This window comes from uncultured Gemella sp. (genome assembly GCF_963537375.1).
Lineage (GTDB): Bacteria > Bacillota > Bacilli > Staphylococcales > Gemellaceae > Gemella.
Genome location: NZ_CAUTDQ010000031.1, coordinates 1 through 23431 on the forward strand (window position 1 = coordinate 1; position 23431 = coordinate 23431).

A 23431-nucleotide genomic window follows, 5' to 3' on the forward strand; every position below is an offset into this window, starting at 1 on the left:
GAAAAGTAGCCAACTGGTGGTACGATGATGGAACAGATTGGTTCTTCTTCCAAAACGGAAAGAAATTTACAGGGTATGGAAAAGATAATGCAGGGGCACACCATTTTGTAAATGGGAAGTATGCAGAAGAGAAAAAGGTATCAACAACAGGATATGTAAATGGAGTATACTACGTAAATGGAAAAGTAGCCAACTGGTGGTACGATGATGGAACAGATTGGTTCTTCTTCCAAAATGGAAAGAAATTTACAGGATATGGGAAAGATAATGCAGGAGCTCACAATTTTGCAAATGGAAAATATGTTAATGTTAAAGAAGATAACAAAAACACAAAACGAGCTATCTTCTTAGATCCTGGACACGGTGGAAGTGATTCAGGTGCAGTCGCTAATGGTGTGAGAGAAAAAGATTTAACCCTTAGTGTATATAATAAAGTGAGTAACCGTCTTGCCTCTTTAGGTTATTCAGTATTAACAAGTAGAAATACTGATAAAGATGTAGGTTTAGTAAGTCGTGCTGATCAAGCTAATAAATCTAATGCGGATATGTTTTTAAGTATTCATTTTAATGCTGGAGGTAGAGGAGCTTCTTATGGTATAGAAACATATTATTATAAGGATCGTCCAGAGTATACTCCTGCTATAAATAAGGATAAACATAATGATCCGGAAAGATTAGAAAAGAGTAGAAAATTAGCACAAAAAATACAACAAAGTCTAGTAAGTAAAACAGGAGCATACGATAGAGGTGTAAAAAGAGAAACATTTGCTGTGCTTCGTGAAACATCTATTCCATCAATCTTAGTTGAATTAGGATTCATAGATAATCAAGAAGAAGTAAACAAAATCAAAACTAATGAATATCAAGAAAAACTAGCTGATGGAATTGTAGATGGAATCGTAGAATACTATAAATAAATCTAAGGCTATTATTTAGTTAACTTTAAAACAATAAAAAGGATATCTCTAGAATTTTGATTTGAAAAATCATTTTCTATGAGGTATCCTTATTTTTATGTATTAAATAATACCAGTAATTTCATATTAAATTCTTTCAGTTGTTGCTAAAAGTCTTTAAAATTGGTATACTATAACTTAGAGAACTTGAAAGCGAAGGAGTGTGCTTAAATTATGGTATATAACCACAGAGTTATAGAAAAAAAATGGCAAAAATATTGGGATGAAAATAAAACATTCAAAACATTAGATGATCATACAAAAGAGAAGTTTTATGCATTAGATATGTTCCCTTATCCATCAGGAGCTGGGCTTCACGTAGGTCACCCAGAAGGGTATACAGCAACTGATATTTTAAGTAGATATAAAAGAGCAAATGGGTACAATGTACTTCACCCAATGGGATGGGACGCATTTGGATTACCAGCTGAGCAATATGCATTAGATACTGGTAATGACCCAAGAGACTTTACTAAAACTAATATCGACACGTTCCGTCGCCAAATTAAAGAATTAGGATTTTCTTATGATTGGGATCGTGAAGTAAATACAACAGATCCTAAGTACTATAAATGGACGCAATGGATTTTCAAAAAACTTTATGAAAGAGGACTTGCTTATGTTGACGAAGTACCTGTAAACTGGTGTCCAGCATTAGGAACAGTACTTTCTAATGAAGAGGTTATCGATGGTAAATCTGAGCGTGGCGGACATCCTGTAGAACGTCGTCCTATGCGTCAATGGGTACTTAAAATTACTGATTACGCTGAAAAACTTCTTGCTGATTTAGATATTCTTGATTGGCCAGAAAGTCTTAAAGCTATGCAACGTAACTGGATTGGAAAATCTGTTGGTGCTGAGATTGATTTCAAAATTGAAGGAACTGATAAAGCATTCACAGTATTCACTACACGTGCTGACACTGTATTCGGTGTGTCTTACTGTGTACTTGCACCTGAACACAAACTTGTAGAAGAAATCGTTACAGAAGGACAAAGAGCGGCTGTTGAGGAGTACCTTGATATCGTTAAACGTAAGTCTGACCTTGAAAGAACAGACCTTAACAAAGATAAAACAGGAGTATTCACAGGAGCTTATGCGATTAACCCTGTAAATGGTGAAAAAGTAGAACTTTGGATTGCGGACTACGTTCTAGTAAGCTACGGAACTGGAGCTGTTATGGCTGTTCCTGCACATGATGAGCGTGACTATGAGTTTGCGACTAAGTTTAACTTACCGATTAAAGCTGTTATCGAAGATAATGGAGAAGTTGTTGTACCATTTTACGGTGATGGTAAACACATCAACTCTGACTTTATCAATGGATTAAATAACGAAGAAGCTATCTCAAAAGTTATTGAATTCTTAGAAGAAAACAAAGTTGGACGTAGTAAAGTTACATATAAATTACGTGACTGGTTATTCTCAAGACAACGTTACTGGGGAGAACCAATTCCAATCATCCACTGGGAAGATGGTACTATGACTACTGTACCTGATAGTGAACTTCCACTATTACTTCCAGAAACTGATAATATTAAACCATCAGGAACTGGGGAATCTCCACTTGCGAATATCGAAGAGTGGCTAAATGTAGTAGACCCTGAGACTGGTAAAAAAGGTAAACGTGAAACTAACACAATGCCTCAATGGGCTGGTTCTTGTTGGTACTACCTACGTTACATCGATCCACATAATGATGAAATGTTTGCTGATCCAGAGAAATTAAAATACTGGTTACCTGTAGATGTTTATATCGGTGGAGCAGAGCATGCGGTACTTCACTTACTATATGCTCGTTTCTGGCACAAAGTACTTTACGATCTAGGTTTAGTACCAAGTCGTGAGCCATTCCAAAAACTATTCAACCAAGGTATGATTCTTGCTGAAGGTAAAGATGGTCGCCCAGAAAAAATGTCTAAATCTAAAGGTAATGTGGTTAACCCTGATGATATTATCGTATCTCACGGTGCTGATACATTACGTGTTTATGAAATGTTCATGGGGCCATTAGATGCTTCAATCGCATGGAGTGAAAATGGTCTAGATGGATCTCGTCGTTTCCTAGACAGAGTATACCGTCTATTCGTAGATGAAGAAACTGGTAAAGTAAATGACAAAGTTCAAGATAAAGATAATGCAGAATTAGAAGTAAGCTATAATTACACTGTTAAGAAAGTATCTGAAGATATTGAAATTCTAGGATTTAATACAGCTATTTCTCAACTTATGGTATTTGTAAATGACTGTTACAAAGCTGAATATATTCCTCGTAAATATGCGTTAGGATTTATCCAACTTCTTGCTCCATTTGCACCTCACCTTGCTGAAGAAATGTGGGAAATCTATGGTAACACTGAGTCTATCTCATACGTACCATGGCCAACATTTGATGAAAGCAAACTTGTAAGTGATACTGTAGAAATCGTAGTTCAACTTATGGGTAAAGTTAAAGCTAAATTAGACGTTAAGAAAGACTTAACACCAGCTGAATTAGAGCAAATCGTTCTAGCTAATGAAGAAGTAAAAGAATTAATCGAAGGAAAACAAGTTATGAAAGTAATCGTAGTTCCTGGAAGATTAGTTAATATCGTAGCTAAATAAGGAGAGACACATGGAAGAATTAATTTATAGTATTGTTAGTGAAATCGTTGAGCATAAAGATGAAATTAAAATCGAAAAATTTATAAAAAATGCACGCGAACACTATATTTTAACAGTTCACCCAGAAGATTGTGGGCGTATAATAGGGAAAAAAGGTACAGTAATTAATGCAATCCGTACTGTATTAAATTCAACAACATTTAGTAAAAAAGTTTACTTAGATTTAGTAGAAGAATAAGATAAATGTTAAGTAGGAGTCTGAAAGATGGATATTTTTCAGATTCCTATTTAGTTTGGGCAAATTTCAAATCAAGGATATGAAGAAGATTTAGATATTAATAGTTTTATAGAGTAGAGAAATGGGACATAGACTTATATTTTGTGTATAATAATATTAGCGTTAATTTAGGAGGTTATTATGATAGAGATAATTGATGGATATTTAATTAATGATGACGATATAAAAATAGCATTCACTAATAGGAATGTTGATGCGAAAAATAGTGAGGATATGAAAAGATTCTCTGATGAATATGGATTTAATCATAATAATATAGTCTTTAACACGCAAGTTCACGGAGCGGATGTGCGTATTGTCGAATTGAATTCTGATATTAATGAGAACGGGAAGGAAGCTGATGGGTTAATTACTAATTTGGCTGCGACACCGTTATTGATTTTTACTGCTGATTGTGTACCTGTGGTTTTCTATGATAAAAAGCAAGGTGTTGTAGCCTTAGCTCATGCAGGATGGCGAGGAACATATGATAATATTGCCGGAGAAATGGTGAATATTATGACAGGTAAATATGGTTGTAAAGTAGAAAATATTAAGACTATTATAGGGCCGTCGGTTAGTGTTGATAACTATGAAGTTTCTTATGATCTTATAGAAAAATTTGCTGCTTTAGAAGTGCCGAATTATTATAAAGAAAATGCTGGTAAATATTATTTAGATTTATGGCAATTGAATAGAGAATTGTTGAAAAAATGTGGTATACTAGAAGATAACATCAAAATTATTGATTTCTGTACGGTTAGAGATAACGATAAATTCTTCTCATATAGATTAGACAATGTTACTCCAAAACGTATTGGAACGATAATTCAAATAGATTAAATTCATATAGAATAGAGGAAATAATATTGGAAAAAGATATTAAATTAGTTGAACAGGTAGCTACATTTAAGAGATTGCCAAAAAGTGATAGTAGATGGCGTGTAGCATTTTATTATATAGCGAAAGAATTTTGGGATTTAGAAGAGGTTTTCGTAATAATAGATAAGGCTCTTTACGAAGAACAAGGGCTTAAAATTCCGGTTTTTAGAGAGTATAAAGAAGCGGAAGGATTCCAAATTTTTTCTAGTCACATAAAAGCGAAGGAATTTGTAGAGAAACAAGGTGATTTATTCGTTACTGCAAATGGTGAAAAACTTATTGGTAGAATACGTCAAGGTGCGTTTAGAGAAGTGTTCGTTCCATTTTTTGCTGAGCAGAATTTTAATTATCTATTAAATGAGGATGAAGCGTTATTCGCTGATACATTCAAACGACTTCTTGCGGTTATGGAAGCTAGTGAGAACTATATTGTGGATGAAGAACAAGAAGCTATGTTAAAAGCAGGTGATGTTCAAAGTTTCTTTTCGGATATTTGTAAAAAATATATAGTATTAGTATAAAAATAATCTTCAAACATATTTTGACTTGTATGTTTGAAGATTTTTGTTTTGTATTTAATGAATTTATTTTATGCGCAAAAGTTATAACTCTAATTTTATTTTCCTCTAAAGTAATTTAATGTGTAAGCTATAGCTATAAAGAAAATTATCACATACAGAGTATAGCTTGTGTATTGTGTAATTCCTTTAATATTTACTAAGTAGCTTTGAACACTAAATGGAATAAAGATAGCTGATATTAGAGGTGTAAGATTTTCTTTCCAAAAAGCAATAATAAGCAGGAGAAATATTATTATTGTTAGAATAAAATATACTACCCTAGGTATAGTGATAAAAAAGTTTTCTGGATTTGGAAATGGATTATAATAGAAGAATATAATCGCTAATAATACCAAGATTAAGGTGATTCCATTTCGTTCATTTTCTGTGATTTTAAAAATATCTTTAATTAACAACATATAACCGGATAATCCCCATAAAATTAATACTACTAATATAATTGCTAAGTTAGCAAGGTTTAACTGTTTATTGAGATCAAAGTTTATATTAAATGTATATAGGAAAGTGAAAATTAGAGCAAGTATGCAAGCTAATGTAATATATCTTTTAGTTTTCATATATTTCTCTTACCAAGCAACAAATGTTGCATCCTTCTTATTTTTTTTATATAATTTATATATAGAATTATAACATTAAGATAAATTATAAACAAGGAACTATGTGAGATGTTTTATTTACATTTTACTGTCTGAAATTATATTGCATACTAATTATAAATCGTTTTATTTATGAATTTTAGTAATATTAGGGATTTGTTTATAAGTCGGAGAGAGTAGTAGGTGTAAAAAAATATTAATTACATTTAAACTTTTCTTTAAACTTTGTTTAAGTTGATGTTGGTAAGATAAAACTATGAGAAATGTAAATTAAAGATTTTTTATATAATAAGTTGTGAAACACAATGAAAGATAAAAATCAAAAAAGGAGGATTTTTATGGAAAATAGAAATAACAACCAAAATAATAGAAATTTACAAGATATAAATAATCAGGAAAATTATAACGAACAAAATAATTATCAAGGTTATCAAAATTATGATAATGTTGATAATTCTCAATATAATAATTTTGAAAATTTACAGGGAATGAATAATGAGCAGGTAGCTGCACCGCAAAAGAATAATTATGGAAAATTATTCTTAACTGTCTTTGCTGCGTTTGCTCTTGGGGCTACTAGTGTATTTGGAGCGCAAGCTGTAATGGGAACTGGAAAAGCGTTGAATTCTTCGGTGACTGCTACGAAAGAAGATAAAGATAATCAACAAATTACGGTAAATGCAATTTCAAAAGCCAAAGATGCCGTAGTTTCAATCGTAAACTACCAAAGTAACTCTAACAATAATCTTGAGTCAATTTTAGGAGGGAATTCAAGAAAATCAGGAAGTGACTCTAGTAATTCTAGTGAACTAAAACCAGCTTCTAGTGGAAGTGGTGTTATTTATAAAAAATCAGGGAATACTGCTTATGTTGTGACTAACAATCACGTGGTAAATGGAGCTAAAAAATTATCGGTAATATTAAGTGATGGAACTAATGTGAACGCAGAAGTTGTTGGGACTGATGTATGGACAGACTTAGCTGTACTAAAAATTAGTGGTGATAATGTGACAACTACAATGGATTTTGCTGATAGTGATAAAATTGCAGTAGGAGAAACAGCTTTTGCTATCGGATCTCCTCTTGATGTTAACTTATCTAATACTGTTACAAAAGGTATAGTATCTGCCGTAAATAGACAAATTCCTATGGATGTAGATGGTGATGGTAAAAATGACTGGAATCAAACAGTAATTCAGACTGATGCGGCTATTAACCCAGGTAACTCTGGTGGGGCGCTGATTAATAACGAAGGTAAACTTATCGGAATTAATGAATCAAAAATAGCAAAAGCAACGGCAAATGTAAGTGCCGAAGGAATAGGTTTTGGGATACCTTCTAATGAAGTTAAAATTATAACTGAACAATTAGAACAAGCAGGTAAAGTAATTCGTCCAGCCTTAGGTGTTCAATTAGTATCTGTAAATACAGTTGATAGTGATACATTGAAATCACAATTAAACTTTGAAGGTAAGCAAGGTGTCGTAGTTAGATTTGTTGAAAATGGTACACCAGCTGCACAAGCAGGAATAGAAAAATATGATATTATCACAAAATTAAATGGTGAAGATGTCAAGGATGTTGCTGCAGTTAGAAAATATCTATTTGAAAAAACAAAAATAGGTGATACTGTTAAAGTAACTTACTATAGAAATGGTAAAGAAAATACAACAAGTGTTGTAGTTCAAGCATTAAACACAAGATAAAATAATTAGAACTTGGAATAGAGTCTTCTGTTTCAAGTTCTATTAAATGTTTGTTTGTAAAATGTTCGAAAGGTAGCGTTATTTTTATTATGGAAGTTTTAAAATAATATAATATCAGTGTTTTAGATTAGAGATGTATAGGGATTCTGAAATAAAAAATGTTATGTATATAGTTTGAAAAGTGAAGAAAAATTTGCCAAAATAATGAAAATATGTTACTATTAGTTTGTAAAATTAAAAGAAAAGAATATAGGTGAATACATGAAAAAAGTAAGAAAAGCGATTATTCCGGCTGCAGGATACGGTACACGATTCCTACCTGCAACTAAAGCATTACCAAAAGAAATGCTACCTATTATCGATACTCCTACTATTCAATATATAGTGGAAGAAGCGGTAAAAGCAGGAATTGAAGATATAATTATTGTTACAGGAAAACAAAAAAGAGCTATCGAGGACCACTTTGATAGAAACGTTGAATTAGAAGTAGAATTAGAGAATAAAGGTAAGTTAGCGATGTTGGAAAAGGTGAAATACCCAACTCAACTTGCTAATATTCACTACGTACGTCAAAAAGAAATGGCTGGTCTAGGAGATGCGATTTTAACAGCACGTAGTTTCATTGGAGACGAACCATTTGCAGTATTACTAGGAGATGACGTAGTAATTAACGATGAGTATCCAGCAATTAAACAACTTATTGATAAAGCTGAAGAAACTGGATGTTCTGTAATCGGGGTTCAAACTGTTCCAGAAGATCAAACTCATAGATATGGTGTAATTGCACCTAAAGGACAAGATGGTCACTTATACGAAGTTGAAACATTCGTAGAAAAACCAGCGCCAGGAACTGCGCCATCTAACCAAGCTATCATGGGAAGATACGTTCTTAACCCAGGGATTTTCAAACACTTAGCTAAGAAGCAAGTAGGTGTTGGTGGAGAAGTTCAATTAACTGATGCTATTCAAATGTTAAATGAAGAAGAAAATGTTTATGCGTATGATTTCCAAGGTAAACGTTACGATGTAGGTGAAACTATTGGATTTGTTAAGACAACAATTGACTTTGCCCTTAAGAGTGATCTTAAAGATGAGTTAGTACCTTATCTAAAACAAAAATTAGCAGAATTAGAATAATAAGCAAGAAATGATGCAGATTTAAACAAGGTTTGCATCATTTTTATTATATTTCAGGAGGTAATATGATTATTGATTATTTAGGTATCTATGGTGTGTGTTTAAAAGAAAATAAAGTATTGTGTATAAAAAAAAGGCAAGGGGGCCGTATAAGAATAGATATGATTTACCAGGAGGTAGTCAAAAAACTAGTGAGGGATTTACGGAAACTTTAGTTAGAGAATTTCTAGAGGAAACAGGGTATAAAGTGAGTTCCTACGATAATTGTAGAGCTTATGATGTATTTGTAGAATGACCCAAAAGACCTAAAACTTAACAAAGTTCATATGAGAACTCATAGACGCAGTGGTTTATTGATATCTAAATTCGCTTTGTGAAAGCTTTTTATATATCTAATAAACTTTGCGGAGGTGACTCGACAAAATCGATTTCTTCGAAATCACGATTTTTGAGTCACTCCCATCATATGATGGTCTTTTATGATGTAGAAATAGAAAGTAATCAGTTGGAAGAGATACAAACAGTTTTAGGTGATGAAATAAATGATTCAAATGGAATTTGTTGGTTGGAGATTGATAAAATAAATATTGATAGTGTTTCACCTCTTCTTCTAAAATTAAAACAGGAAATACTGAATGATAGTAATATATTGGAAAAAATAGAATATAAATCTTGGAAAATATTATAAAATGATATGCCGACTTCGAAAGTTAGAGAAAAAAATCTAACTATTACTACGGGGTCGGTGTTTTTGTAATTAAAAATTAAATTTGTATATCCATCTTCTATAATACAGATTTGCATAGTATTTTTTAATTAGTAGCATGACATGTATTTATTTAAAGTATATAAAAAAGTGTTTGAAATACTTATCTTATACGATTTTAGCATATGAATATTATAGAGACTGTTGTGTTTAATAGATATTTTTTATATAATTAATAAAATGTTGTTAATGTATAAATGTATACATTGTTATAGTTTTTTTGAGATTACGTAAATTGATAACCGTTTTCAATTATACACAAATTGAATAAATAAAAATTCAAAAAAAAATTAGAATGAAAATCCTTTCTTACTAACATTCTGTATGAAAAACGTAATATTTATATAAAAAAATTTAAATATATATTGATTTTTTAATAAAATAAACCTTTGCAAAAAGTTATAGTCTGTTATATAATAATTGTAGTAGAAGTTTAGAACTACTGCTTGTAAACAAATCTTAAAGAAAGGAGGAAAAAGGTATGTTAGAGTTTAATGTTGAAAAAATCAATATTCCACTTAAGCAACACGTTGGTGGGCCTTGTCAACCTATTGTAAATGTAGGTGATCATGTTAAACGTGGTCAACTTGTTGCAACCCCCAATGGGTTAGGAGCAAATATTCACACTAGTTTATCAGGTGTAGTAGAAGAAGTTAACGATATGGAAATAGTCGTTAAATTGGATAAAGAACAAACTGATGATTATGTAAGATTAGAGAAAACTGATGATAAACTCCAAAAGATTAAGGATGCTGGTATCGTTGGAGTGGGTGGAGCTGGATTCCCTACAGGAATCAAACTATCCGCACAAATTCCTGGAGGATACGTTATTGCTAATGCAGCAGAATGTGAACCAATCTTAGGTCACAACGTAAAATTCATGGAAGAACATCCAGAAGTTTTAGTTAGAGGTTTAAAATACATAGTTGAATTAACTGGTGCGAAAGAGGGATACATTGCTATTAAAACGAAATATCGAAAAGCAATGCTAGCATTAGGTAAAGCGTGTAAGGATGAACCTAATATTAGCATTAAAATTTTGCCTAATATGTATCCTGCTGGTGACGAAAGAGTTATCGTAAGAGAAACTCTTGGCGTAGTTTTAAAACCAGGTCAATTGCCACTAGAAGCAAATGCGATTATATCGAATGTGGAAACTATTAAACGCATAGTTGAAGCAATTGAGGAAGATAAACCACTGATCGATAAAGATATTACAGTTGGCGGACGTGTACAAAATCCAGATGTCTTCTTAGATGTCCCAATTGGATTGCCAATAAGTGTCTTTATAGAAAAAGCTGGTGGTTACATCCATCCACATGGAGAAATCGTGCGAGGAGGACCGTTTACAGGACGACCCGCATTAGAAACAGAACCTATTAATAAAACTACGGGTGGATTACTTGTAGCAATGCCATATCCGCAAGAGAAAGAAAAAGTAGGAATACTAATTTGTGAATGTGGTGCACAAGAAGAGCGCTTGAGACAAATAGCTGATGGAATGGGTGCAGAAGTAGTATCTGTTCAAATGTGTAAACGTATGAAACCTGATAAAAATGGAAGATTACGTTGTGAATTACCAGGTATTTGCCCAGGTCAAGCGGAAAAAGTATTGAAGATGAAAAAAGATGGTGCGAAAGCAGTCATTACTGGTACTTGTCAGGATTGAACTAACACCGTGACAGGTGTAGCTCCTAGGTTAGGAGTAAAAGTTTATCATAGTACCGATCATGTACTTCGTGCCACTGACCATCATTTATACAGAAGCTATAAAAGCTTAGAATTACATAATAATAAATAATTAGTTGGAGGTTAGAAGTAATGTCAATTACAGTAGAAACTGCAAAAGAGCACTTAAATGATAAAGCGGTATTTTGTTGCAGAGCTGAGGAAGGGATCGTAATTGGTCCAGAAAACTTAGAAGATCCAGGATTATTCGATGATTTAGTAGATTCAGGATTACTAGCATTCCCAGATGATGCATTAACAATCGGACAAGTATTAGGAGCTAAATTATTAAAAACAACAGATGCTCTAATACCAATTACACCAGGTATCATTGATGCCGTACAAGGTGGAGAAGAAAAAGTAGAAGAAAAACAAGAAGTAGTAGAAGAAGTGGCAGCTGAAGTAAACGCACCAGTTGCGTCTGTAGCTCCGGTTACGCCGGTAGCACAAACACAAGCTCCAGCAGGAGTATTCAGACTACAAATTGGGAAAGGTGAAAACATCAACCTTGAAATTCCATTAGCAGCTATCGGTGGACAAGTAGCTCCAGTAGCACAAGCTCCAGTTCAAGCAGTGGAAGCTAAAGCTGTTGAAGCAAAAAAAGTAGAAACATTAGTAGCTAAAGTGGAAGAAAAACACGAAGGAGAACCTAAATTTATCCGTTCTCTACACACTAAACACTACAAAATTGATAAAGTAGAGTTTGGTGAAAAAACAGAAATTAAAGGAACTACTTTAGTTTTAAGAACAGCAGAAGATTTATGTAAAGAAGCTGCTGAATCAGAAGCTTTAGTAGAAAGTGTTAAATTAGAAATTATCACTCCTGAACAATATGATACTTACAGTGAAACAATCATGGACGTTCAACCAATCGCTGTTAAAGAAGAAGGAGAAATCGGACACGGTATTACTCGTGAACTTAAAGGTGTAGTAATGGTTCTTACAGGAACTGATGCTAACGGAGTTCAAATCGGGGAATTCGGTTCTTCTGAAGGTGAATTAGAACGTAACATTATGTGGGGTCGTCCAGGAGCTCCAGATAAAGGTGAAATCTTCATTAAAGGTCAGGTTACAATTAAAGCGGGAGCTAACATGGAACGTCCAGGACCATTAGCAGCTCACAAAGCATTCGACCACATTACAGAAGAAATTCGTAAAGCTCTTAAAGAATTAGATGATGAAAGTCTAGTAGTTGGAAATATCAATATTGAACAATATCGTCACCCAGGAAACAAAAAAGTATTAATCGTTAAAGAAATCATGGGACAAGGTGCTATGCACGATAACTTAATCTTACCAGTAGAACCAGTTGGAACACTTGGTGCTAAACCAAACGTTGACCTTGGTAACCTACCAGTAATGCTTGCACCAACAGAAATCTTAGATGGTGGTATCCACGCATTAACTTGTATTGGACCAGCTTCTAAAGAAACTTCTCGTCACTACTACCGTGAACCATTAGTACTTGAAGCAATGGCTGATGAAGAAATCGACTTAGTAGGGGTATTATTAGTTGGATCACCTCAAGCTAACTCAGAAAAATTCTATGTATCTAAACGTGTAGGTATGACTATCGAAGCAATGGATATCGATGGTGCTATCGTAACAACTGAAGGATTTGGTAACAACCACATCGACTTTGCTTCTCACATTGAAGAAATCGGTAAACGCGGAGTATCAGTAGTTGGTATGACTTACTCTGCAGTACAAGGTGCTCTTGTAGTAGGTAACGAATACATGACAGCTATGGTTGATAACAATAAATCTAAACAAGGTATTGAAAACGAAATTCTTTCAAACAATACATTATGTAAAGAAGATGCTATCCGTGCTTTAGCAATGCTTAAAACACAAATGGGTGGCGGAACGATTAAAAAAGCTGAAAGAAAATGGAATCCTAACGTTAAATTAAATAACGTAGAAGTTATTGAAAAAACTACAGGACAAAAAGTAGAGTTACTTGATAACGAACAAGTATTACCAAAATCTAAAAAACGTCAAGAAATCTACGAAAAAGAAGATTAATTTTTAAAGAGGATAGGAAATAAGTTATGATTGAAAAATTAAAATATGCATCTACAGAAAGAGTGTTCGAAGGGGTTATAGTTGATCATAACGACGCTAGCGTTACGATAGACATTAAAGGACGCTTAGGGCAATTTAAAATTCCTATGAGAATGTTAATTTCTGATTATCCAGTAAAAATTGGCCAAGAGGTAGCATTTTTACTAAGTTATCCAGAAGTTATAAACGAAGAACCTGACGAACATTATGTAAATGCAATATTAAACACAAAAAAATTACAAGAAGAAGTAAAAAACAGACTAAATGAAGAATAGTAGGAAGGAGAAATTAGAATGTCATTAACGATATTTGAAGGTCTACAATCAGAAATTTTTGTACCTATTACACCAAAACCAGTTTGGGCTCCAGTAACTAAAGAGTTAAAAGATATGAAAGTAGCATTAGCTACTGCAGCAGGAGTTCACTTAAAAACAGATAAAAGATTTAACTTAGCAGGGGATACTACATTCCGTGAAATCCCAGATACTGCTCACAGTACAGATCTTATGGTATCACACGGTGGATATGATAACGCTGATGCTAACAGAGACATCAACTGTATGTTCCCAATCGATAGATTACACGAACTTGCAAAAGAAGGTTTCATCGGTAGCGTAGCAGAATTCCACTATGGTTTCATGGGTGGTGGTGGAGACCAAGAGGCTTTCACAAACTCTACAGGACCAGAAATTGCTAAAAAATTAAAAGAAGAAAATGTTGATGCAGTTATTTTAACTGCTGGTTGAGGTACTTGTCACAGAACTGCCGTGATCGTGCAGAGAGCAATTGAGGAAGCAGGTATTCCAACAATCTTAATAGCAGCACTACCTCCAGTAGTGCGTCAAAACGGTACTCCTAGAGCCGTTGCACCACTTGTACCAATGGGTGCTAACGCTGGGGAACCAGGAAACATTGAGCAACAAACACAAATTCTAAAAGCAACATTAGAGCAACTAATTAAAATACCAAGTTCAGGTAAAATAGTTCCTCTTCCATTTGAGTATATTGCTCACGTGTAGGAGAAATATCAGAAGAGGGACGGGTGTCCCTCTTCTTTTTTAACGAAATATCTGTACTAGTAAACAACTTACACACTGTATCAATACAGGGAATAAAATAGTAAGGGATTGATAGTTATGACAAAAGAGAGATTGCAAATAAAAGCATTTCATATGAAAAATGTTGTTTTAGGGAAAAAAGTGAAAATTGAAAACAATGAACTTATTATTCCAACAGAAATTGAATATGATAAAAATATATTTGAGAGTGTAGAGGTGAAAATAATAAAACCTCGTGAACATGACTTTTATGTAAATACTATAATGGATATAGTTCCTATATCTACAAAGGTTTTGGGAAGACTTGGTGAAGGAATTACGCATACTTTAACAGGGGTTTATATGTTGTTGACAGGTGCGAATACTAAAGGGGAACAAATGCATGAATTTGGTTCTTCAGAAGGTATTCTTAAAGAACAACTTGTGCTAAATAAAGCGGGATCACCAGCTGACAGTGATTATTTAATACATATTGATGTTATTATTAAACCAGATGTGAATTTCGATAGAGCTTTAGCATTTTCTATTTTTGAATTATCAGATGTATATTTACAAAATATAAGAGAAGTGATGAAAGTTCTTAGTGGACGTGATGCTGATGAAGTTCATGAATTTTATAATTCAAAAAATCCTGGAAAACCTAAAGTAGCTTTAGTTAAAGAAGTTGCAGGACAAGGGATGATGTATGATAATCAGTTATTCCCAATAGAACCTAGTGGAATAGATAAAGGTATTTCTATTATAGATATGAACAATATGCCAGTGCTACTAACAGCTAATGAATATCGCGATGGTGCGATAAGAGCAATGGTATAGAAAGAGGTGTTATTATGGGTATTGGACCATCTACAAAAGAAACAAGCTTACACCACTTTAGAGATCCACTATTAGATGTACTAGCGGAAGATCCTGATATCGACTTTCAAGGGGTAATTGTAGTAGGAACTCCACAGGATAATCGATTAAAACATTTAGTAGGATGGCGAGCTGCAACATGGCTAGAAGCAATGAGAACTGATGGAGCTATTATCTCAGCGGATGGTTGGGGAAATAGTGATGTTGATTATGCTAATACTATGTTTGAAATAGGAGAGCGTGGAATTTCTATCGTAGGACTAAAATTTATGGGTAAACATAAATTTGTAGTTGAAAATCAATACACGAAGTTCGTTTTAGATTTTAATAAATCTGAAGAGGGTGTAGAAACAGAAATAGTTTGTCAAAATAATGTTGATTATACTGATGCTAGAAAGGCATTGGCATTATTAAAACTTAAAATGAGACAAGATGCAAATAACAAATAACAAAAGGCAATAATTAAGGAGTGAATTATTATGAAACTAAATAAAATGATTTCAGTTATCGATACACATACAGCAGGAGAAGCTGCTCGTTTAGTTACAGCAGGAATTCCAAAAATTCCTGGTAAAGATATGGTTGAGAAAAAACAATATTTCATCGAACATCTTGATGACGTAAGAAAATCAGTAATGTTTGAACCGCGTGGACACCAAGATATGTTTGGGGCATTCTTATTACCACCAACAAAAGAAGAAGCTGATTTTGGACTAGTATTCATGGATACTGGTGGTTACTTAAATATGTGTGGACACAACACTATCGCAGCAGTTACAGCAGCCGTAGAAACAGGTATGGTAGATGTTGAAGAAGGAGCTACTGAAAAAGAAGTTGTTGTAGAGACACCTGCCGGATTAATTTATGCTACTGCTAAATTAAAAAACAATGGAACTAAAGTAAAAGAAGTTTCATTTAGAAACGTTGAGTCATTCTTATACAAACGCGATGTAGAACTTGATGTAGAAGGAGTAGGACACGTTAAATTTGATATCTCATTTGGTGGAAGTTTCTTCTGTATTATTTCTGCAGACCAACTTGGTTTAGAAGTTAAACCAGAAAATGCTTCTAAATTAAAAGAAGCTGGATTAAAAATTCGTGATGCTATTAATGCGAATATTGAAATTCAACACCCAACATTAGCTCACATTAAAACTGTAGACTTAGTTGAAATTTATGATAAACCATCACACCCAGAAGCTACATTCAAAAATGTTGTAGTATTTGGTGATGGAAACATTGACCGTTCACCTTGTGGAACTGGTACTTCAGCTAAATTAGCTACATTATATGCAAAAGGTGAATTAAAACCAGGTGAACCTTTTGTTTACGAAAGTATTTTAGGTACATTATTTAAAGGTAGAATCGTTGAAGAACGTAAATTAGCAGACTTCGATGCTATTATCCCAGAAATTACAGGTTCTGGTTACATCTTAGGATTCAGTAACTATGTTTATGATCCAGACGATTCACTTACATACGGATTCTTATTAGGATAGGAGAGAAAATTATATGAACTTAGTAACGATATTATTAACATTACTAGGGCTGTCAGCACTATATTTCATAGTGATGTGGGCGTTAGATATTATTAAAAATAAAGGTGAAGTAGGCGAAGATTCTAATCCAATCGTTGGATTTGTAATTGGTTTCGTTACAGACTTCATGGATACATTAGGTATTGGTAGTTTTGCACCAACAACATTATTAGCAAAAGTAACAGGATTTATTAAAAATGACAGATTATTACCAGGGACGTTAAATATCGGTCACACTATTCCAGTATTAATCGAAGCATTCTTATTTATTCAATCTGTAAAAGTTGATGCTGTTACTTTATTATCAATGATTGTTGCAGCTGTTGTAGGAGCTTTAATTGGTGGTCGTATAGTAACGAAATTACCAGAGAAAAAAATTCAAGTTGTAATGGGATTTGCATTACTTATTACTGCAGGATTGATGTTTGCTAGTAAAATGGGATGGTTAGCGCTTCTTGGTGCTAATAATACTGCATTACACTTAACAGGGATTGCTCTTGTAGTAGGTGTTGTAGGTAACTTTATCTTTGGAGCATTGATGATGGCAGGTGTTGGGCTTTATGCACCATGCTTAGCTATGGTTTCATTATTAGGAATGGATCCAAAAGCAGCATTCCCAATTATGATGGGATCTTGTGCGGCACTAATGGCGATTGGATCACCTAAGTTTATTAAAGAAGGATTATACCCAAGAAAAGGTACTATAGGATTGACTATAGGAGGTGTTATTGGGGTAATTGTTGGATACCAATTCATTACTTCTTTATCATTAAATAGTTTGTTATGGCTAATTATCGTAGTAGTAGTAATTACAGGATTTGACATGTTACGAAAAGGGCTTAAAAAAGCAGCTTAATATAAAAGTAAAAAGCGAGGTTTGAGAAATCAAACTTCGCTTTTTGTGTTTCAGAAATTTTTATTTTTTATGACTTTCACTAACTAAATTTTGTTTTTTCATTGATACTATTGCAGAATAACAGAAGACTGCAACTGCCACCCAAATTATTGAGAATGATATTAATTTTTGAACACTTAATTCTTCCCCGTAAACAAAAATTCCTATGAAAAATTGCATTGTAGGTGGTAAATATTGTAAGATACCAAGAATATATAGAGGTATAGCTGTTGCTCCTTTAGCGAATAACATTAGAGGCACGGCTGTAATTACCCCAGATAGTAGTGAATAAATCAATGTATCGGTTCCAAAGGTATGGAATGTGATTGAATTGATTGATGATAAATATCCCATATATACTAATGCTATTGGAGAAACTATTGCAGTTTCAATTAATAGACTAGCTTTAGGACTAAGTACAATTTTCTTTTTACATAGACTATAAAGTCCAAATGTAAATGCAAGAATGATAGATATCCATGGTAGAGACCCTAAAGAGATAAATAAATATAATAGGGAACCTCCAACAAAAAGACAAGCTATAGTTTGTGTACGAGTTAGTTTTTCTTTTAAAAATACTACAGCTAAGATGATTGTAACGATTGGATTTAAGTAGTATCCAAAGCTTGCTTCTAATACGTGGTTAGTATTTACTGCGATAATGTATGTTAGCCAGTTTCCAGTAATTAAAAACGAAGCTAGCACAAGTAGTAAAAAACTTTTTTTGTTGTTCCAAATTTTTTTTATTTCTTCAAAAATAGTTTTCTTATTTTTAGCAATTCCTACTACTAAAATCATAAAAATAAATGAACATAGAATACGCATTGCTAGAACTTCATATGCACCTATGTCTTTTAGTAGTTTAAAATATATAGGAAAGAGTCCCCAGGAAAAGTAACAAATAAGAATAGCTACTAAACTTTTTTGAGTATTATTCATAATACTCCTCCTTTATAAAATAAATTTACTTACTTTGTAGTAAATTAAGTATAACGAAAATAGCAATATTTTTCAATGGAAATTTTCAGATGTTTGGAAAAATATTCGAATTATTTTCATATTTATATGTTTTAGCATGCATTTAGATAAATTATATACACTATTATTTCAACATTATTAATTCATTAACTTTATAAAAATAGTATATCAAAAAAATAAATATATTTTTTATATTTTAAAACACAAAAGCTTAAAAAATGCATGTTCTTAAAAATTAATTATATTTTATGTAAATCTTTATGCTAAGATATTTTAGAGAAGCAATTATTCTGTTTAAGAAAACGTCTTAATTTATCTAAGTAATAGTATAAAATAAAAATATAAGGAAATATACTGTGAGAGTAGTGTGGGAGAGGACGAAAGATACCGAAGGTACAAGTTAATATTTGGAAAATATTAATGAAATTCTCAAGTGAAAAGACCATACTAGGACAAAACTCTGAAGCAAGACAACAGGGAGAAAGTTAACTTTCTTTCTGTTTTTTATTTTTTAGGAGAAGTAACATGAAGCTAATAACTAACAATCTAAAATTTATTGAGGAAAACTTAAAAAATATAGAAATTGAGTATTTAGATATGAGTTATATAGATATCTTAAGGGGGGAACTAATTTCAAAATTAAAAGTTAAAAAAAGGGTTAAATACTGAGGAAGTAAAAGTACCTGAGAAAGAAGTAGTAACTTCACAAATATCAGGAGTAGACATATTGGATCTTGAAGATGCTACGAAATTATTATGGAGACATGGTATCTATGCAAAGAGTGGAATGGGATGCACAGGACCAATAGTTCTAGTAGACTCTTCTAAGAAAGCAAGTGCAAAAGAAATTCTAAAAGAAGCAAGATACATTTCAAAATAAGAAAAAAAGGGTAAAATTGTTATTAATAGAATCTTAAAAAGGAAGATATTATATACTCAAGTGAAAATAACTTTTAAGGTGTTAATTGAAGAGATTAGAATTACTAAATAGTTAGGATTTTAGTAACTGTGGTTATGAATAGTTTATTAATAATAAGATAGAGAATTATTAGATTTCTAGAGAACTATGAGAAGTAATTTAGTAATGGGATTATTATAAATTCACGAAGTTATAATTTTTTTAATATTGTGAAGTTATTTCCACTTTTTTTTAAAATATAGAAGTATGAGTTTAAAAGAAGAAATAAAAAAAGTAGATTGAATGAATAATGGGAGGGGAGATTGATGTAGGTTCTTAGGAAAAACTATTGGAAACAATACTTCATGGAAGTGATAAAAAAACTTTGAAACCTACTATGAGAACTTTTGATTTAATGTTATTAGGAGTAGGATCTGTAATTAGTTTAGTGATTTACTTTAGTTATTCTATGAAACATAGTTTAGAAAAATAGGTTATATGAACAAAATAAACCTCTAATATAGGATTTTTACCTAATATTAGAGGTTTATTCTTATAGAAATTGTGAATCATCTTCTATAATTTCTTTAACCTTTTGCATTTGATTGTCTAACTTGGCACTTATTTCAGCACAGAGTAGTAGGCGTCGTTCAATTTCTTTCTCTTTTTCCTCACTAAGATTTTTCTTGTATCGAAGTTTGTGTTCTAAACTTGCCCAGAAATCCATTGCTATAGTTCTAAATTGAACTTCAACAGCAACATGTTCAACTTTATCAGACAAGAAAATAGGAACTTTTACAATAAGGTGATAGCTTCTATAACCATTATCCTTATAATTTTTAATATAGTCTTTCTCGGCAATTACCGTTAAATCGTCTTGTTGTTTAAGAGCATCTACTAACTTGTAAACATCATTTTTAAATGAGCATATTACACGTACTCCTGCGACGTCGTAAATATTGTTTTTTATAGTATCAATATCAAAAGGTAGGTTCAGCCGTTTTAGTTTGTTCATTAAACTAACTGGAGTTTTTAATCTAGTAGTTACTGATTCAATAGGGTTGCTCTCTCCGTGAAGAGAAAACTCTTTATCGAATACATTAAGTTTGGTTTCTATTTCAAGCATTGCGCACTCATAGTGCATGAATAATTCTACATATGGTTCTAATTCGTTTATTAATAATGAGTTGTTATTCTCCATAGAAAATAACTGATCTGTTAATTTTTCAATTTGTGTTTTTTTCATATATTTATCTCACTTTGTTCTTTAATACAATTTTATCATAAATCACATTATTAAAATATAGTTTAAGTGATAAAAAAAATAAATTTCTTGGTCATAAGTGAACTTTTTAAATGTCATTTTTAATTGTTATTAAGTAGAGATTGTAGAAACTGTATCATAAATTAAACAAGAAGAATCTTAATACAGAAGTATATGTAAACCTTTATAATCATTGATAGAACAATGTTTTTAAGTTTGAAGGGAGAAAACAGTAAAGCTAAAAAAATTCACAAATCTCCTTAAAGGCTATGTAATAAGGTTTCTGAATTTCCGGGAAATATCCGTTATAGACAGTAGATAATTTTTGAGATAAGATAGTATTATAATGTTTTTATAATATAGAAATTTAAAAGAGAAATGGGGGATAACATGCATAACAATAATTTATATTCATACACACAAGCCAAGGTTGATAGTTTAACAAATAATCTACTTGTAATAAAGAGAGATGGAAGAATAGTTAAATTTGATGCTGAAAAAATTTATAAAGCGATAGAAAAAGCAATTCACTCTGTATTCGGAAAAAATCATAGCGTTAATATTGATGGGATTGTTGATAATGTTATTATTGAAATAGGGAATAGATTTAAAGATAATATTAAAATTTATGAACTTCAAAATATTGTTGAACATACGCTACTTACTTTGGGAGAAGAAGCAATATATGAAGAGTATGTTAGCTATAGAAGTATGAGGGATATTGAACGTGAACGTAGCCTTGATATTAATGTAGCTATTGAAAAACTAGTTAATCGTGATGAAAATGTAGTTAATGAGAATGCCAATAAAGACAGTTTAGTATTTAATACTCATAGAGATTTAACAAGTGGTATTGTGGCAAAGGCGATAGGTCTTAAAATGTTGCCAAAACATGTAGCTAATGCGCATCAAAAAGGAGATATTCACTACCATGATTTAGATTATTCTCCGTATCAACCTTTAACAAACTGTTGTTTGATTGATTTCAAAGAAATGTTAACAAAAGGATTCAAAATAGGAAATGCAGACGTAGATAGCCCGAAAAGTGTTCAAACAGCAACAGCTCAAATGGCTCAAATAATAGCTAATGTGGCATCAAGTCAATACGGTGGATGTAGTGCTGATAGAATAGATGAGGTACTTGCTCCTTTTGCTAAATTAAATTATGAGAAGAATTTAAAAATGGCTCAAGAGTGGATCGATGACGAAGAAAAACAAAAAGCTTTTGCAGATAAAAAAACTAAAAAAGATATTTTCGATGCGATGCAGTCTTTAGAATATGAAATAAATACTTTATATTCATCACAAGGGCAAACACCATTTACTTCTTTAGGTTTTGGTCTAGGTGAGGGATATTTTGAAAAAGAAATACAAAAAGCAATTCTGCAAGTTAGAATAGATGGTTTAGGAAAAGAAAAAAGAACAGCGATTTTTCCTAAGTTGATTTTTGTTATTAAAGATGGATTGAACTTAAAACCAACAGATCCAAACTATGATGTAAAAGAACTAGCATTATCATGTGCAACTCAAAGAATGTATCCAGATGTTTTGATGTATGATACAATTACGAAGATAACAGGAAGCTGTAAAACTCCTATGGGATGTAGATCATTTTTACCTGCATGGAGAAATGAACAAGGCGAGCTTGTGGAAAGTGGTCGTATGAACCTTGGCGTAGTAACTTTAAATCTTCCTAGAATAGCATTAGAATCTAAGGGTAGTAAAGATGAATTTTGGGAAATCTTTAAAGAAAGATTAGCTATTTGCAAAGATGCACTAGATTACAGAGCGAAACGTTGTGGTGAAGCAAAACCTCAAAATGCACCAATTCTTTATATGCACGGAGCATTTGGAAAACGACTTAAACCTGACGATAGGGTGAAACAACTTTTTGATAATAAACGTTCTACATTATCACTAGGTTATATTGGATTATATGAGGTTGCGAGTGTATTTTATGGTGGTGACTGGGAGAAAAATCCTGAAGCGAAGGAATTCACATTAGACATTATGCGTTATATGAAAGAATGTGTAGATAAATGGACTGAAGAAGGTGATTATTGGTATAGTATTTATTCAACACCTAGTGAATCTTTAACTGATAGATTCTGTCGTATGGATACTGAGAAGTTCGGTATTGTAGAGAATATAACTGATAAAGAATATTATACTAATTCGTACCACTATGATGTTAGAAAAAATCCGACTCCTTTTGAGAAACTAGATTTTGAGAAAGATTACCCATACTATGCTAGTGGTGGATTTATCCATTATTGTGAATATCCGGTGCTAAAACAAAATCCTAAGGCACTAGAAGCAGTTTGGGATTTTGCGTATGATAAAGTAGGATATCTCGGAACAAATACGCCGATTGATCGCTGTTATAAATGTGGTTATGAGGGAGAATTTGAACCAACTAAGAAAGGTTTCAAATGTCCTGAGTGTGGAAATAGAGATCCGAAAAGCTGTGATGTTGTTAAAAGAACATGTGGTTATTTAGGTAACCCACAAGCTAGACCGATGATTAAAGGCCGTCATAAAGAAATCGTAGCAAGGGTTAAACACTTAAAATAAAAATAATTAGCAATAAGAAGGGAGTGACTCAAAAATCGTGATTTCGTAGAAATGATATGTACCCAGAATTCTGG

At 32.4% G+C, this 23431-nt stretch carries 23 protein-coding genes and 1 riboswitch; of the genes, 20 read left to right on the top strand and 3 right to left on the bottom strand.

Translation table 11 applies throughout. The features are described from left to right. From RYK99_RS06750 to RYK99_RS06770, 5 genes are all read left to right on the top strand, one after another. On the top strand, positions 1-917 hold a 917-nt coding region (locus tag RYK99_RS06750; protein ID WP_314991214.1), incomplete at its 5' end, for an N-acetylmuramoyl-L-alanine amidase. Positions 918-1130: 213 nt separating this feature from the next. Next, positions 1131-3560, top strand: a complete 2430-nt coding sequence (leuS, locus tag RYK99_RS06755) for a leucine--tRNA ligase (protein ID WP_314991217.1) — start codon at positions 1131-1133, stop codon at positions 3558-3560. Between the two features lie 10 nt (positions 3561-3570). Next, on the top strand, positions 3571-3798 hold the full coding sequence (locus tag RYK99_RS06760) for a KH domain-containing protein (RefSeq protein ID WP_314991220.1): 228 nt from the start codon (positions 3571-3573) through the stop codon (positions 3796-3798). 180 nt (positions 3799-3978) lie between these two features. Beyond that, the gene (gene pgeF / locus RYK99_RS06765; protein WP_314991222.1) at positions 3979-4680 is read left to right on the top strand and encodes a peptidoglycan editing factor PgeF; all 702 of its coding nucleotides are present in this window, start codon (positions 3979-3981) and stop codon (positions 4678-4680) included. A gap of 26 nt (positions 4681-4706) precedes the next feature. Then, positions 4707-5240 (top strand): hypothetical protein, encoded by a 534-nt coding sequence (locus RYK99_RS06770; protein WP_314991224.1) that lies wholly within the window; start codon positions 4707-4709, stop codon positions 5238-5240. A 95-nt stretch (positions 5241-5335) separates the two neighbouring features. Here RYK99_RS06770 and RYK99_RS06775 read toward each other — a convergent pair whose 3' ends face one another. Beyond that, entirely contained in the window at positions 5336-5857 is a 522-nt protein-coding gene (locus RYK99_RS06775; protein WP_314991225.1) for a hypothetical protein, read from the bottom strand. Between the two features lie 377 nt (positions 5858-6234). On the opposite strand from RYK99_RS06775, the gene RYK99_RS06780 reads away from it, so the two are divergent. The 12 genes from RYK99_RS06780 to RYK99_RS06835 all read left to right on the top strand — a co-directional run bounded on the left by RYK99_RS06780 (position 6235) and on the right by RYK99_RS06835 (position 17604). After that, positions 6235-7602: a trypsin-like peptidase domain-containing protein gene (locus RYK99_RS06780; protein WP_314991227.1), complete on the top strand. Its 1368-nt coding sequence runs from the start codon at positions 6235-6237 to the stop codon at positions 7600-7602. A gap of 261 nt (positions 7603-7863) precedes the next feature. Further along, entirely contained in the window at positions 7864-8739 is an 876-nt protein-coding gene (gene galU, locus RYK99_RS06785) for a UTP--glucose-1-phosphate uridylyltransferase GalU (protein ID WP_003147776.1), read from the top strand. A gap of 121 nt (positions 8740-8860) precedes the next feature. Then, complete coding sequence (locus RYK99_RS06790) at positions 8861-9034, top strand: NUDIX domain-containing protein (protein ID WP_314991229.1); 174 nt, start codon at positions 8861-8863, stop codon at positions 9032-9034. A 210-nt stretch (positions 9035-9244) separates the two neighbouring features. After that, positions 9245-9427 carry a hypothetical protein gene (locus RYK99_RS06795; RefSeq protein WP_314991231.1) on the top strand — a complete coding sequence of 61 codons (183 nt, stop codon included), beginning with the start codon at positions 9245-9247 and terminating at the stop codon, positions 9425-9427. Between the two features lie 559 nt (positions 9428-9986). Continuing rightward, positions 9987-11306, top strand: a complete 1320-nt coding sequence (prdC, locus tag RYK99_RS06800; protein WP_314991233.1) for a proline reductase-associated electron transfer protein PrdC — start codon at positions 9987-9989, stop codon at positions 11304-11306. A gap of 20 nt (positions 11307-11326) precedes the next feature. Next, positions 11327-13258 carry a D-proline reductase (dithiol) proprotein PrdA gene (prdA, locus tag RYK99_RS06805; protein ID WP_314991235.1) on the top strand — a complete coding sequence of 644 codons (1932 nt, stop codon included), beginning with the start codon at positions 11327-11329 and terminating at the stop codon, positions 13256-13258. A 26-nt stretch (positions 13259-13284) separates the two neighbouring features. After that, entirely contained in the window at positions 13285-13572 is a 288-nt protein-coding gene (locus RYK99_RS06810) for a CBO2463/CBO2479 domain-containing protein (RefSeq protein ID WP_048802018.1), read from the top strand. A gap of 18 nt (positions 13573-13590) precedes the next feature. Next, positions 13591-14316: a D-proline reductase (dithiol) protein PrdB gene (gene prdB, locus RYK99_RS06815; protein WP_314991238.1), complete on the top strand. Its 726-nt coding sequence runs from the start codon at positions 13591-13593 to the stop codon at positions 14314-14316. A 117-nt stretch (positions 14317-14433) separates the two neighbouring features. Further along, positions 14434-15171, top strand: a complete 738-nt coding sequence (gene prdD / locus RYK99_RS06820) for a proline reductase cluster protein PrdD (RefSeq protein WP_314991239.1) — start codon at positions 14434-14436, stop codon at positions 15169-15171. A gap of 14 nt (positions 15172-15185) precedes the next feature. Further along, positions 15186-15659 carry a glycine/sarcosine/betaine reductase component B subunit gene (locus RYK99_RS06825; protein WP_314991241.1) on the top strand — a complete coding sequence of 158 codons (474 nt, stop codon included), beginning with the start codon at positions 15186-15188 and terminating at the stop codon, positions 15657-15659. A 30-nt stretch (positions 15660-15689) separates the two neighbouring features. Beyond that, positions 15690-16709 (top strand): proline racemase family protein, encoded by a 1020-nt coding sequence (locus tag RYK99_RS06830; protein ID WP_314991243.1) that lies wholly within the window; start codon positions 15690-15692, stop codon positions 16707-16709. A gap of 13 nt (positions 16710-16722) precedes the next feature. Continuing rightward, positions 16723-17604 (top strand): TSUP family transporter, encoded by an 882-nt coding sequence (locus RYK99_RS06835; RefSeq protein ID WP_314991245.1) that lies wholly within the window; start codon positions 16723-16725, stop codon positions 17602-17604. A gap of 60 nt (positions 17605-17664) precedes the next feature. On the opposite strand, the gene rarD is transcribed toward RYK99_RS06835, so the two are convergent. Next, positions 17665-18582 (bottom strand): EamA family transporter RarD, encoded by a 918-nt coding sequence (gene rarD, locus RYK99_RS06840; RefSeq protein WP_314991247.1) that lies wholly within the window; start codon positions 18580-18582, stop codon positions 17665-17667. 397 nt (positions 18583-18979) lie between these two features. Then, positions 18980-19076, top strand: a riboswitch (glycine riboswitch). Between the two features lie 272 nt (positions 19077-19348). Between rarD and RYK99_RS06845 the strand changes: the two genes are divergently transcribed. Both RYK99_RS06845 and RYK99_RS06850 read left to right on the top strand, forming a co-directional pair. Next, the gene (locus RYK99_RS06845) at positions 19349-19501 is read left to right on the top strand and encodes a hypothetical protein (RefSeq protein WP_314991249.1); all 153 of its coding nucleotides are present in this window, start codon (positions 19349-19351) and stop codon (positions 19499-19501) included. Between the two features lie 367 nt (positions 19502-19868). Beyond that, positions 19869-20012, top strand: a complete 144-nt coding sequence (locus tag RYK99_RS06850; protein ID WP_314991251.1) for a hypothetical protein — start codon at positions 19869-19871, stop codon at positions 20010-20012. 60 nt (positions 20013-20072) lie between these two features. Here the strand turns inward: RYK99_RS06850 and RYK99_RS06855 are convergent, their stop codons facing one another. Beyond that, positions 20073-20765 carry a GTP pyrophosphokinase family protein gene (locus RYK99_RS06855; RefSeq protein ID WP_102170143.1) on the bottom strand — a complete coding sequence of 231 codons (693 nt, stop codon included), beginning with the start codon at positions 20763-20765 and terminating at the stop codon, positions 20073-20075. A 408-nt stretch (positions 20766-21173) separates the two neighbouring features. On the opposite strand from RYK99_RS06855, the gene nrdD reads away from it, so the two are divergent. Next, a complete protein-coding gene (nrdD, locus tag RYK99_RS06860; protein ID WP_314991258.1) occupies positions 21174-23357 on the top strand; it encodes an anaerobic ribonucleoside-triphosphate reductase in 2184 nt (727 codons plus the stop codon). Positions 23358-23431: the final 74 nt, after the last annotated feature.